We start from the raw sequence: 12,802 nt of genomic DNA, 5'->3' as shown, positions 1-12,802 counted from the left end.
GACGTCAAACGTGAGACCTGACCCCGCACCCGCAGGCGACTCGGTCGCCGCCGAGATCGACGCCTGGATCTCCCAGATGGCCGACGCCGACCCCGTCACCGAGGCTGCCCGGCAGCGCATCGGCCGCATCTCCCGCCTGTTCGAACACCTCCTGGCCGACGTCGCCACCGCCCACGACCTCACCCCCGGAGACTGGACCGCCCTGTCGGCCCTGCAACGCTCCGGCCCGCCCTACGAGCGCACCCCCAAGCAACTGGCCGACGAACTCGGCGTCACCGCCGGGACCATGAGCGTGCGCATCGACCGCCTCAGCAAGGCCGGGCTGGTCGAGCCCGTCCCCGCCGTCGACGGCCGCAGCCGCCCGGTCCGCCTCACCGAGCTGGGCCGGCGGCGCTGGAGCCAGGCCACCCGTGACCGCACCACTCGCGAACGGCGCCTGCTCACCGACGCATTGGCGTCCGACGACCTCGATCAGCTCAATCGACTGCTCGCCCAACTGCTGGCCCGCCTGGAGGACGAGTTCGGGCCGGCGCCTCGCCATCAACAAGCTCGGTAGATGTCCGGTCGGTGACCTGTGCGGTGCTCATCCAAGAGGCTTCAACCGCTTCTTCCCGCACCACCGGCGGCTGGATTCCCGAAAGTGAACGCCCCCTCTGGGATCGGGCGACGGCGCGGTTCGCCGACGATGGCCTGCCGGAGCCCTGAGGCGGCATGCTCAGGACGGCCCGTACGTGCAACCCCGCGCCCATCAGCCTATTGAGCCCGGCGATCGCGGATGGGCGCGGGCCGGTTGGCCAGGTCGAGGTCGTGGACGTTGAGGCGAGGACCATCGCGGCGAGTGAACCTCACCCGAACAGAGCGTCCTCCCCGTTCGGCGTGCGTCTCCTCAAGCGGTGGGTGACCCTTCACTCGAGCGGCAGGGAGTGCAGTTCGGCAACCTGGCGGATCTCCTCCAGCGGGTACGGCGTCTTCCTGCTCTCACTCTGCAGATCGTGGTAGAAGCCGTTCAGCACGGTGGCCAGCGGGCTGTGCCGCGACAGCAGGGTCGCGACCCCGCCGGGCACGCCGGCCGGCCGCTCTCCTGCCGCCCATTCCCGCACCAGTTCGCGACGCCCCGGCCAGTCGGCGCCGTGGAAGGCGCCGGCCAGCCAGTTCACCAGGTACGTCAGCGTGTAGGTGCGGTCGAAGGTGAGGTGCCGGCGATAGAAGGCCTGTTCCTCCTCTGACAGGTCGAACCGGGTCGACACGGCCAGCCCGAAGTCGGTCAGGTAGAAGTGGTGCCCGTCGGTGAGGATGTTGTCGAAATGCGCGTCGAAGTGCAGGAGGCCGCCCGCGTTCATGAAGGACACGGCCTCACGCAGCCCGTGGTCCGCCAGGGCGCAGGCGCGGTCGGCGTCGCCCGCGCGCACCCGCTCGTCCAGCCACTGGTGCAGGTTGTAGGGGAAGTACTCCAGGAAGAGCGTCAGGCTCGCCGGGGCCCCTGCCAGCGCCTCGAGGCGGCGGCGCACGCCGGGCGCGCCCTCCCAGAAGGTGACTGCCCGATCGATGTCGGCCAGCTCTCCGTACAGCGGGGCGGGCTCGGCGTTGGGCAGCACCCGCCAGTGATACAGCAGCGGGAAGCCGGGGAACCGGCCGGTCAGCACCCACTCGGTGGTCATCGTGTGCGCGGCCAGCTCGCGCCAGGCGCCGAAGCCGGGCGAGCCGATGCCGTACTGGCAGAAGGGCGGCAGCCCGAACAGGTTGGCCGTCGAGCGCGGGTGGCGCAGTTCGGGCTCGGTGAGGGGCACGCGTTTGACGAAGACCGAGGTGCCGCCGACCGCGAGCCGAGCGGACGCCCCGCCGATGCCGGTGCCGAGGGGTACGGCCTCGCGCTCCAGCAGCTCGGCCAGTTCCCGGTCGTCGTAACGGGCCATGGCCGTGGAAACGTCACGGTGGGTGATCAGCCGCGTGTCCGTCATCGTGATCACTTTACTGACCGATGACGGCCGCCCTTGCCTGGCGGCCACCGTGCCGCACTGCTTGCCGAGCTCGCCGAGCTGGTCGTTGACCTCTTGCCAACCGCGTACCGCGGACCGTGGCCCATTCGTTACCCGCTCCCGGAATGATCACATTCCATGAAGAAGACGATCACCGTTCTGGTTACCGGCTGCGCTTTTCTGGTGACCGCCGCTCCCGCGCAGGCTGCGCCCAAGGATCCCGTCCGAGCTCTGAAGAGCAAGCTGGTTTCCGGGCACGGCGTACGGTTCACCGAGACCACCACTCTCATCGGAGACGGCAAGGTCAAGCTGCAGAGCCGCAAGGGAACGTTCCAGTTCAACGCCAAGGGCATCGCCGCCTCAGACATCACCTGCAAGACGGGCCCCGCCGAGCCTGAGCGGACCATCAGCGTCGGCAAGGTCAGCTATACCTCGGGCGGCATCTGGAAAGATCGCCTTCCAGATGGCAAGACGTGGCTCAAGACCGGCGGCATGCCCGGCGGCGCCGGCGGTTTCTACGGGCAGGTCATCAACCCCGCGGAGCCGGGAACGTTAGCCGCGCTGATCAAGAAAGGCAAGCTGAGCGGAAGCACCATCACAGGAAAGATCACGTTCAAGGAACTGGAGAAGGTGTCGCGCTGGTTCGACGCGTCGATCCCGCTGCGCATGCACAACGACACGAAAGTCACCTACACCCTCAGCCTCACCTCGGCCGGGCTCGTGAGCAGGGTGAGGAGCTCGTATGCGGCAACCGGAGTGTTGGACAACAGCGGCTTCGACGGCAAGACGATCACGATCGACAGCCGCTTCACCGGGTGGGGAGGCAAGGTGTCGATCAAGGCGCCGGACCCGGAGACGGTGACCACTAACGCGGGTTCCTAGTTGTTCCGCTGATCGGGCCGGGGCCTTCCGTAGATGAGCGATGTGTCGCAGCGGGCCCACCTCTTGCGCACTCAAGAGGGCCATCTCACCCGCTTCCGCGACTGGTGCGCCCGCTGCACCGACTGCTCCCTGCGCGGCACGGACGCCGGTAAGGCGCGGGACGAGCTCGTTGCCAGGGTGCGCCGCGCCACTGCCGGCGTCTACAACCCTCTCGGCCGCCCATTGTGGTCCATCGGCAGCCATGCCAGACCATTCGAGGAACGCGAGGAGTTTGACGCCATCACCGGTGGTCGCGTTGGAGCCGATGCTCAGCCCGCTTGCGACGATTGTGGCCGCACCGCTCGCCTCCGCCGCCGCGGTGCTTGAGCTCGCGGGGCCAGCGACCACGAGGTCGGGGCACGACTGAAAGACGTCACGTCCGGTATGACCGGGAACGAGCTGATTGCGCTATACCGCAAACCTGTTCTCATACCGGGCGCGGCGGCGCAGATTCTGGGCATGAGAGCTCGAGGTTTGATGCGAGGCATCACGGCAGCCGGCTTGCTGGTCCGCATTCTCGCCGTCCCGCCCGAGGCCCGCGCCGCCGGACCCGGATGACCCGGACCGTTCGCACTTGGCGGCAAGCGCTCCGGCGGGATGACACGTGAAAGTTTCAGTTCGAAAATCCCAGGATGAGCCCCTGATCGGGAATGGCGGCAGGTGAAGCCGTGGTCGGTGCGCAGGCTCAGGCGCAGGCCGGTTCCCGCATTGACCCCGGTCTTCCAAGAGAGGTACCTCCGAGGGGAAGCGTTCCTCGGTGCCGGGCCGTGCCCGCTCCTGCCGAAGGGTTGGTCATGACGAGACGACGTACATCGCGGTTGACTCGGATGACGGCGGCTCTCGCCGGAGCGATCGTATTGATCGCCACGTACGCCTCCCCCGCGCAAGCGACGATCATCGCCTGCGAGTGGGAGAAAGTCAGCTCGTGGACCAACGGTTTTCAGATCAAGGTCACCCTCATCAACGACCCGATACCGGTCGACGGCTGGACGGCCACCTGGACGTGGGACGACGGCACCAAGGTCACCAACGCGTGGGATGCGATCGTGACCCAACCAGGCCAGAGCGTGTCGGCCGGCAACCAGTCGTACAACGGCTATATCCCGCCTTACGGCCGGGTGAGCTTCGGCTTTCTGGCCACCGGCGTCAGCGACGGCCACGGCGGCGGCCTGAGGGTCAACGGCGGACCCTTGTTGCCGTGCTGAGCTGCCCGCACCGGCAGCTCGACGCGAGCCTGCACGACCGGTTCCATTGCGGCGCACCGCAGCACTGGCGAACAGTAGCGTCCCTCGCACGGCCAACACGAAGGACCACGGGTTGGCCAAGCGATGTACGCACTCGACCGCCAACAACCCCACTCCTCGAACGCGTTCTCAGACCGCTCGAACTTCGGCGAGCCGCTTGACCGCGAACTCGTCGTCCCAGCGGATGGCGGCTTCCCTTGCGGCCGACGCTTGCGCGGCGATGTCGTACGCGCCGTCGTCCAGCCCGGCGGCGTTGCCGGCGGCACGAGGCGGGGACGTCGACGCGCGACTCGTCCCAGTCGATCAGCGCGGCTTGATTCGCCGTCATGGTCCTTGATCGTCCGGCAAGGGCCCGCGGCGTGCTCCAGCCAGACTCCGTTGCAAGCCGGCCTCGTGGCGCATGTGTCGTCGGCTTTCCGGGTACCCACACATCAATCCCCGGCCGGGGCCGGCGAAAGACGATCTCCCCCGTCGCGCGGGCGGGGAGAATAGTTGTGAGGTAATGGATCGACGCATCTTCGGTCTGGAGAACGAGTACGGCGTCACGTGCACCTTCCGGGGCCAGCGCAGGCTGTCTCCGGACGAGGTGGCGCGCTACCTGTTCCGGCGGGTCGTGTCCTGGGGCCGGTCGAGCAACGTGTTCCTGCCCAACGGCGCCCGGCTGTATCTGGACGTGGGCAGCCATCCCGAGTACGCCACCCCCGAGTGCGACAACGTCGTGGAGCTGGTCACCCATGACAAGGCCGGTGAGCGGATCCTGGAGGGGCTGCTCGTCGACGCCGAGAAGCGGCTCCGCGAGGAGGGCATCGCCGGCGACATCTACCTGTTCAAGAACAACACCGACTCGGCCGGCAACTCCTACGGCTGCCATGAGAACTACTGTGTGGGCCGGCACGGGGAGTTCGGGCGGCTGGCCGATGTGCTGATCCCGTTCCTGGTCACCCGGCAGATCATCTGCGGCGCGGGGAAGGTGCTGCAGACCCCGCGGGGGGCGGTGTACTGCGTGTCGCAGCGCGCCGAGCACATCTGGGAGGGCGTGTCGTCGGCGACGACCCGGTCCCGCCCGATCATCAACACCCGTGACGAGCCGCACGGCGACGCCGAGCGGTTCCGCCGCCTGCACGTCATCGTCGGCGACTCCAACATGAGCGAGACCACGATGTTGCTCAAGGTCGGCGCGACCGATCTGGTGCTGCGCATGGTGGAGGCCGGGATCGTGATGCGCGACATGAGCCTGGAGAACCCGATTCGGGCGATCCGCGAGGTCTCGCACGACATGACCGGGCGGCGGCGGATCCGGCTGGCCAACGGGCGTGAGGCGTCGTCGCTGGAGATCCAGCAGGAGTACCTGGGCAAGGCCAAGGACTTCGTGGACCAGCGGGGCGGCGACGTGATCGCGCGGAGGGTGCTGGAGCTGTGGGAGCGCACCCTGCGGGCGGTGGAGACCGGCAACCTCGACCTGGTCTCCCGGGAGATCGACTGGGTCACCAAGTACCAGCTCATCGAGCGGTACCAGAAGAAGTACGACCTGCCGCTGTCCTCGCCCCGGGTGGCCCAGCTCGACCTTGCCTACCACGACGTGCACCGTAAGCGCGGGCTGTTCTACCTGCTGCAGCGGCGCGGCGCGGTGGAGCGGGTGACCTCCGACATCAAGATCTTCGAGGCCAAGTCGGTGCCGCCGCAGACCACCCGGGCGCGGCTGCGTGGCGAGTTCATCCGCAAGGCGCAGGAGAAGCGGCGCGACTTCACCGTCGACTGGGTGCACCTGAAGCTCAACGACCAGGCGCAGCGCACCGTGCTGTGCAAGGACCCGTTCCGCAGCGTCGACGAGAGGGTGGACAAACTCATCGCCAGCATGTGACCGGCCGGACCGATGTCCGGGCCGGCATGTCCCATTGGCAGGGCGATGGCCTCGTCCGGCAGCAGTTTCGGACCGGACGGACATCTCGGACCTGTCCGAGCGCGAACCTCCAGCCAGCGCCTTCCCCACCTCGCCGTGCGGCGGCCGGCCCCTCCTCCGCCCAGCAGAACGCCGTCGGTGCGGTCAAGGTGCGCGGCCAGGTCGACCATCCGCGCTCGTTCAGCATGGCGCGACTGCGCGGCCTGCCGCAGCACACCGTACGCGTGCGCTACCAGACCTCCCACGGCGCGGAGAAGCACACCGTCACTGGTCCTCTGCTCGCCGACGTCCTCAAACTGGCCGGGCCGCGCATCGGCCCAGACGTCAAGAACGCCCAGCTGCGCCTGTTCGTCACGGCCACCGGATCCAAGGAAGGTCCGCGCCTGGTCGCACCCGGCGACGTCAAGGGCGGCCGCTACGTCAGCGGCGTCCTACGCCTCCACCCTCGACCCCGCCTGACGCGACCTCTGTCCGCAGCGGCATCCTGCTCACCCTGAGCGGGCAGGATGCCACGCCGGCTGCGCGCATCAGCGCGTTGGGCGTACTTGTGGGCCTGGCCGGCCTTGCGCTCGCCGGCCAGGGTGGTCACGGAACCGATCGGGGACCACCGCATTTACCAGGTTCGAGGCGCTCGCCTCTCAATCGACCCGGAGCCCCGAGATGACGCCGCGCTAGCTCTCAAGCCCCAGCATCACGTCGGACGCCTTGATCACGGCGATAACCTCACTGCCCTCCACCAGTCCCAACTCATTGGCGGCCTCTACGGTGACGGAGGCGACCAACCGCATCCCACCGGCGTCCAGTTCCACATTCGCTGTCGCTTCGCCTTTGGTGAGCCCAGTCACCCGGGCCGGGATCTTGTTACGTGCGCTCAATCGCATAGCGTCCACTCCTGACTCGGCACTCGCCTCGTAATGCCGCCTTCCCCCAGGTGGAACATTTACGTCCTCCCCAGCCTGACGGCTTCGCACCCGAACCGTATTGATCGTGAGGCAGATCTGTGGATGTCTCGGCCCGGCTAGATCGGGAAGCGGCCGCGGCGGATCTGCCAGTGGCGGCCGGCCTTCAGGTGGTCGACGATCGCGCGCTGGAGCACGGTGCGGCGTGGTAGCTGGTCGAGCGGCGTGGTCAGGGTGCGGAACACGAACCGCAGCACCTCGACGTCGGCGTCCTGCCCTTCCGGCTCCTCGTAGGGCTCCAGCTCGAACCTCTGCTGGAACCGGACGATGTTGGAGTCCTCGGGCAGGTACTCCAGTAGTTGCGGGTCGAGCAGCCACGAGCCGCAGGAGAACGCCGTGTAGCGCTCGTCGGGAAAGTGGCGGGGGAAGAACGCGCGGGCCTCGTCGAGCGACGCCGCGACCGCCTCCGGAGTCATCGGCCCCGACTCGGGAATGTGCAGGTCGATGGCGGTGCCGCCGCGTTGGTGCTGCAGCCGGCCCAGCTCGTAGATGCCGCCGCGCGCGTGCAGCGTCAGCCAGCTCTGCATGACCGGCCAGCCCTCGCGGTGCATCCGCCGGTCGATCGCGAGGTTGCGGCCCAGATCCGCCAGGGTCACCCACGACACGGCATCGGCGATGCCGTGGTCGCGGTGGTACCTCATGACGACGTCGACCAGGGCCAGGTACGCGTACACGTAGAGATGCCGCCAGGCGGGGCCCCGTTCGCGCGGCAGCTCCGGGCCGGGCGGCAGCCAGCCGTGGCCCCCGAGATCGGCGCGGACCAGGGCGATCGAGCGGTCGAGCAGCCAGCGCAGCTCCGGAGTCCACAGGGGAGAGTCGGGGTCGGGCCAGCCCGCCATGATCTCGTCGGCGTCGTCCGGCCGCACCGCGAGCCGGTCGAGGATCGCGCGCGCGTCGGCCTTGGCGGGCAGCGGAGCCGACGGCCGGTCGCCGGCGAGCCGGTGCACGCGGTCGACGTCCTCCACGGGTACCCCGAGCCGGGCGGCGATGTCATCCAGATCCACGCGGACGATCCTACGATCACTGGCAACCTGCAGGGCTGCCCGCTCGGGTGCGCGAACTGCATCCGGCACACCTACGGGCTCTGGGACGCAGGCCGGCCGCGCGCTTTGATGAGCGACAGTGAGGCGGTCGAACAGCTCGCCGGCCACCGTTACTTCCGGCCGCACGACACCCCGTTGCAGGTCTTCAACCGGGCCACCGACCCGTTCCTGCCGGGCGTACGGGACCACCTGTTCGCGGTGCTGGAGGGCCTCGACCACCGCGGGCTCACGAACCCTGTGCTGGTGATCACCCGCGCTCATGTGGACGTCCGCGACTGCGAGCGGCTCAACGCCTTGAAGAACGTGAAGGTGACACTGCTGTTCACGTACTCGGGCGGATCGAGTCGCACCCTTGCCGCTCGTCTTCCCGCTGGGGACGACACCCGAGAGACTCTTGTCCACCCCGTTGATGGTGGCCTGCGCCGTCGTGCAGCCTTCGCCTGTCAGGTGTGTGCCTGGTGACCTGGGGAATCAGGCTAATTGGCTGCTTCTCGCCGCCCTACATGCGGCGCCCGGTGCCGCAGTCTGCCGACGCCGCCTGGTTGGCCTTTTCCGCACAGGGAGATGGACAATGCGTGTCTACGCGGTCCCGGCCCCGAGAACCGTTGCCCCCGAGGCCCAGCTCGCCGACGTGGGGTTCGCCGACGACCGGGTGAACGGCGACATGGTCCTTTTCCAGCGCCGGTCGGCCGGCGGCTGGCGTCCGGTGCGGCAAGAACCTCGCCCCGGAGGCACTCGAGGACCGCCTGCGCACCCACCCGCTCATCAGCCAGGCGGTAGTCGTCGGCGACCGGCGGCCGTACACCGCCGCGCTGATCACCCTGGACGCCGAGGCGCTGTCGTCATGGAAGCGGGCCGTCGGCAGGCCCGAGCAGGCCGGCCCGGCCGAGCTTCGCGACGATCCGGATCTGCTGGCCAGGCTGCAGACGGCCGTGGACGAGGCCAACACGGCGGTGAGCCGGGCCGAGTCGATCCGCAGGCTCCGGATCCTTCCGGTCGACCTGACCGAGCAGAACGGATATCTGACCCCGACCCTGAAGGTCAAGCGTGCCTTGGTCCACAAAGACTTCGCGGCCGACCTCGAGGAGCTGTACCGCTGAGCACCAGACGCCAAGACCGGCAGACCCGCCGCGTCGCGGGCGCGCGATCGACACTGGACCGGCTGGTGGCGGCCACGCCGACGTCCCGCGACCGGGTGGTCGACGCCGCCCGCGCGCTGTGCATCCTGGTCGTCACCCTCTGGCACTGGACATTGTCGGTCACCCACCGCACCGCCGACGGCAGCCTGACCATGCCCAACCCGATCCATGCCGTGCCCGGTGGCTGGCTGGCCACCTGGGTGCTGCAGATCATGCCGGTGTTCTTTCTGGTCGGTGGGTACGCCAACCTGGTCGGCTGGCAGCGGGCTCAGGCGGGCGGGACGACCGCCGGCCGGTTCGTCCGAGGCCGGCTGCGCCGGCTGCTCTGGCCGGCTGCCGTCTGGGCCCTGGTCTGGCTCGCCGGCGAGCTGATCGCGGCCGTCCTACCCGGCCCGCACCGATGGATGTGGGAGTGGTTCCCCGGCTATCTGACGCCGCTGTGGTTCCTGGGCGTGTACGGCCTGGTGATCGCCGCAGTGCCGATCACCGCGAGCCTGAACGCCCGCTACGGAGCAAGGGTCCTGGTAGCGCTCGTGCTGCTGATCGCCCTCGGCAGCGTGGCCCACCGCGGCGCCGGCCTGGCCTGGGCTGCCTGGGTGACCGCCGCCCTGGTGTGGCTGTTCTGCCACCAGCTCGGCTACGCCTGGCGCAGCTGGGAGCTGGGGCGGCGCCCGCTGGCGCAGCGTCTGGCGGTTGTCGGGGCCGGGCTGGCCGGGCTTATCGGGCTGACGGTAGGAGCGGGCTACCCCCTCTCGATGGTGTCCACCACCGGCGCCGAATCCAACATCTTCCCGACCAACGCCGCCATCGCCGCCCTGGCCGTCTTTCAACTCGGGCTGCTGGCCCTGGTCACGCCGGCCGCCGAGCGCCTGCTGCGCCGACCGACCGCCTGGAAGCCGGTCGTGGCTCTCAACGTGGTCGCGTTGACCGTCTTTCTCTGGCACATGACCGCGTACCTGGTGGTGCTGTGGGCCTATGAAGGGCTGGGTGGCACCCTGCTTGCGGAGCCAACCGTCGGCTGGTGGGCCCAGCGCTGGCTATGGCTCCTGGCCCCATCGGCCGTCCTGGCCGTGCTGGCCGTCCTGTTCGCCCGAGTCGAGCTGGCCGCCCGCCGACCCCGGAGAGGGGCAGGTCGCTGAGCTGACAGTGGGATGACTCAGCGGCGGCGGGAGACGGTGCCCTGCGAAGCCGAGGACGACCCAGTCTCCGAGTCGGCCTGTGCCGACCTTGGGCGGGCTTGCGGGCGATCGGCGCGATGTCCTCGCGATCGGATGGGAAGAGGTTGACGAAGAAACGCCGGGTGCGCTTCAGCGGACATCGCTTCTGTGCTTCTGTGGAAGGGCGGCGCATGGCCTGGCTCCTGGGTTGATCAGGTTGCTGGATCACAGGCCGGCCGAAGGTGGAGAGGAAGCCGGGGAACTCCCCAAACCCGGCCTCGGCGTAGGCGTATACGCCGGCGTTGAGATCCGGTTTGCGTACCGTCAGGGACTGGAACACGAACGCCGGCATGAGCATCCCCGTGCCGGCCACCGCCCACGCGACCACCACCCCGGCCTGCCCGAAGTTGCCCGGTAACGAGAAGACCCGGCGCCGACTATCGAGCCGGCGACCATGGCCGCCAGCATCGTCAACGGGAGCCGGCTGGTCGCGGGCGCGTCGGTGGTGGCCATGGCCGCACGGCCATTCCGCCTGAGAGCCGCCCCCGCGCAATCCTTTGCCGAACGATGTGCCGGCGGGGGCCAGGTGGTGGTCGCCATGGCCCGCTCGACGCGGTCGTACCCCTCGGGTGCTAGCTTGGCCGATCATGTCTGACTATCTGCGGGAGCTGTTCTCCCTCGACGGCCGGCGCGCCCTGGTGACCGGCGGCAGCTCCGGCATCGGGTACGCCATCGCCGAGGCGATCGGCCGGGCCGGAGCCGAGGTCGTGCTGGTGGCCCGCAGGGAGGGCGAGCTCGACAAGGCCGCCGCCCGCCTGCGCGAGCACGGCGTCACCGCCTCGTGGATCAGCGCCGACCTCGCCGACCGCGACGGCGTCCGGCGCGTGTGCGCCACGGCGGGCGATGCCGACATCCTCGTCAACGACGCCGGCAACAACATCCGCAAGCCCATGGCCGACCTCACCGTCGAGGACTACGAGCGCACCATCGCCGTCAACCTCACCGCCCCCTACCTCCTCGGCCAGCACTTCGGCCCGAGGATGGCCGCCCGTGGCTGGGGCCGCATCATCAACCTCGGCTCCCAGCAGTCCATCAGCGCCTTCGGCGACAGCGGCGCGTACGGCACGGCCAAGGCCGCCATCGCCGGCCTGACCCGCTCCCAGGCCGAGGCGTGGTCGGGTCGCGGGGTATGCGTCAACACGATCATCCCCGGCTTCGTGCTGACTCCGCTGACCGAGCCTGCCCAGGCCATCCCGGGCCGCGTCGAAACGCTCGCCGCCCGCCACATGGTCGGCCGCAACGGCGTGCCCGGGGACTTCGCGGGCGCGGCCGTCTTCCTGGCCGGGGACGCCTCCGCGTTCGTCACCGGGCAGATGCTCTTCGTGGACGGCGGCTTCTCCGTCCACTAGCCCCATCCGGCAACCGCTGCCGCTGCCGCTGCCGCGGTGGCGGTGGCGGTGGCGGTGGCGGTGGTGAAGTCCGGCGGACTTCGGAAGGCCGGTGGGCTCCGGAGGTGCGGCTGGGGGCGAGGGCTTGGTGGTCGGCCGTGGGTCTTTACTTGCGGCGGATCTGGCGCAGCCCCACCCCTTCGCGCCAGGAGTCCATGACGATCTCGTCGCCCTCCACCCGCGTCCACACCACCTCCGTCAGCTCGATCCGGAACAGGTGCGACTCCTCGCTCGGCAGCCCGAACGACGCCAGCACCTCCCGATCGGTGATCTCCACGGCCCGCCCGGCCAGCTTCACGTCGCCCTCCCACGACGACGGATCGTCCCCTTCCGGGGCGCTGGAGGTGACGTGGATCGCCATTCGCGGGTCACGGCGCAGGTCGGACGCCTTGACCGCCCCCGGCATCGACCCCGTCCACAGCTCGCCGTCCCGGAAGCTGGTCTCGATGCCGCTGACCCGGGGCGAGCCGTCCTTGCGCAGCGTGGCCAGCACCTTGTGCCGGTACGCCTCCAGCAACCGCCGCGCCACCCCGGCCAGCTCCGCCGCCTGCTGCTCGAACTCCTGCCATGAAGCCATGGCCACCATCATGCCCGCCGCCACCGACAGAACGGGCGACGCCGAGCGCGTGCCCAGGATCCCGCGGTCAGGCGCGGCGGCGGGCGCGGTAGGCGCTGGCCTTGGCGCGGTTCTGGCAGGACAGGCCGCAGAACCGGCGCGAGGCGTTCCTGGTGACATCGAAGAAGACCAGCTCGCACCCGCCCGCCTCGCAGGTCCGCAGCCGCCGGCCTTGGCCGACGCCGATCACCATGGCCAGGGCCGTGCCGGCGTCGGCGGCCCAGGCGTCGACCAGGTCCGCACCGGGGCCGTGGAAAGCCAGGACGGGCGGGTCGCCGTGCAGGTTGGGCACGGCCGCGTGGCGCACCAGGGCCGCGTTGAGGGCGGCGACGTCGCCGCTGAAGGCCGGGTGGAGCTCGGCGGCCACGTCCGCGAGCCGGTCGGCGTCCGCGCCGGTCA

General features: G+C 69.6%; 13 protein-coding genes and 1 pseudogene. 9 read left to right on the top strand and 5 right to left on the bottom strand.

Going from position 1 to position 12,802, the window contains the following annotated elements; all coding sequences use genetic code 11:
- Nucleotides 1-10 precede the first annotated feature (10 nt).
- Entirely contained in the window at nt 11-556 is a 546-nt protein-coding gene (locus tag ACWEPL_RS56900) for a MarR family winged helix-turn-helix transcriptional regulator (RefSeq protein WP_452441571.1), read from the top strand.
- Nucleotides 557-905: 349 nt separating this feature from the next.
- Here the strand turns inward: ACWEPL_RS56900 and ACWEPL_RS56895 are convergent, their stop codons facing one another.
- Nucleotides 906-1,958 carry a protein kinase family protein gene (locus tag ACWEPL_RS56895; protein ID WP_452441570.1) on the bottom strand — a complete coding sequence of 351 codons (1,053 nt, stop codon included), beginning with the start codon at nt 1,956-1,958 and terminating at the stop codon, nt 906-908.
- A gap of 156 nt (nt 1,959-2,114) precedes the next feature.
- Here ACWEPL_RS56895 and ACWEPL_RS56890 point away from each other — a divergent pair, with 156 nt between their 5' ends.
- The 4 genes from ACWEPL_RS56890 to ACWEPL_RS56875 all read left to right on the top strand — a co-directional run bounded on the left by ACWEPL_RS56890 (nt 2,115) and on the right by ACWEPL_RS56875 (nt 6,538).
- Entirely contained in the window at nt 2,115-2,858 is a 744-nt protein-coding gene (locus ACWEPL_RS56890; RefSeq protein WP_452441569.1) for a hypothetical protein, read from the top strand.
- Between the two features lie 866 nt (nt 2,859-3,724).
- Complete coding sequence (locus ACWEPL_RS56885) at nt 3,725-4,102, top strand: cellulose binding domain-containing protein (protein WP_452441568.1); 378 nt, start codon at nt 3,725-3,727, stop codon at nt 4,100-4,102.
- A gap of 541 nt (nt 4,103-4,643) precedes the next feature.
- Entirely contained in the window at nt 4,644-6,002 is a 1,359-nt protein-coding gene (gene pafA, locus ACWEPL_RS56880) for a Pup--protein ligase (RefSeq protein ID WP_452441567.1), read from the top strand.
- A 188-nt stretch (nt 6,003-6,190) separates the two neighbouring features.
- Nucleotides 6,191-6,538 (top strand): hypothetical protein, encoded by a 348-nt coding sequence (locus ACWEPL_RS56875; protein ID WP_452441566.1) that lies wholly within the window; start codon nt 6,191-6,193, stop codon nt 6,536-6,538.
- Nucleotides 6,539-6,712: 174 nt separating this feature from the next.
- Here the strand turns inward: ACWEPL_RS56875 and ACWEPL_RS56870 are convergent, their stop codons facing one another.
- Together ACWEPL_RS56870 and ACWEPL_RS56865 are read right to left on the bottom strand one after the other, a co-directional pair.
- Nucleotides 6,713-6,922: a TOBE domain-containing protein gene (locus ACWEPL_RS56870; protein WP_350734333.1), complete on the bottom strand. Its 210-nt coding sequence runs from the start codon at nt 6,920-6,922 to the stop codon at nt 6,713-6,715.
- 137 nt (nt 6,923-7,059) lie between these two features.
- Nucleotides 7,060-8,004, bottom strand: a complete 945-nt coding sequence (locus ACWEPL_RS56865) for an acyltransferase domain-containing protein (RefSeq protein WP_452441565.1) — start codon at nt 8,002-8,004, stop codon at nt 7,060-7,062.
- 108 nt (nt 8,005-8,112) lie between these two features.
- Here ACWEPL_RS56865 and ACWEPL_RS56860 point away from each other — a divergent pair, with 108 nt between their 5' ends.
- From ACWEPL_RS56860 to ACWEPL_RS56845, 4 genes and pseudogenes are all read left to right on the top strand, one after another.
- Nucleotides 8,113-8,505 carry a hypothetical protein gene (locus ACWEPL_RS56860; protein WP_452441564.1) on the top strand — a complete coding sequence of 131 codons (393 nt, stop codon included), beginning with the start codon at nt 8,113-8,115 and terminating at the stop codon, nt 8,503-8,505.
- A 260-nt stretch (nt 8,506-8,765) separates the two neighbouring features.
- Nucleotides 8,766-9,143: pseudogene (locus tag ACWEPL_RS56855) on the top strand (long-chain fatty acid--CoA ligase); the annotation flags it as partial.
- A gap of 65 nt (nt 9,144-9,208) precedes the next feature.
- A complete protein-coding gene (locus tag ACWEPL_RS56850) occupies nt 9,209-10,321 on the top strand; it encodes an acyltransferase family protein (protein WP_452441563.1) in 1,113 nt (370 codons plus the stop codon).
- A 665-nt stretch (nt 10,322-10,986) separates the two neighbouring features.
- Nucleotides 10,987-11,748: an SDR family NAD(P)-dependent oxidoreductase gene (locus ACWEPL_RS56845; protein WP_452441562.1), complete on the top strand. Its 762-nt coding sequence runs from the start codon at nt 10,987-10,989 to the stop codon at nt 11,746-11,748.
- 145 nt (nt 11,749-11,893) lie between these two features.
- Here the strand turns inward: ACWEPL_RS56845 and ACWEPL_RS56840 are convergent, their stop codons facing one another.
- A complete protein-coding gene (locus tag ACWEPL_RS56840; RefSeq protein ID WP_363968613.1) occupies nt 11,894-12,364 on the bottom strand; it encodes a pyridoxamine 5'-phosphate oxidase family protein in 471 nt (156 codons plus the stop codon).
- 67 nt (nt 12,365-12,431) lie between these two features.
- Nucleotides 12,432-12,802 (bottom strand): CGNR zinc finger domain-containing protein (locus tag ACWEPL_RS56835; protein WP_452441561.1); only part of this gene is annotated, 371 nt, incomplete at its 5' end.

This window comes from Nonomuraea sp. NPDC004186 (assembly GCF_053603495.1).
This window is presented reverse-complemented; position numbering and strand designations above follow the sequence as displayed.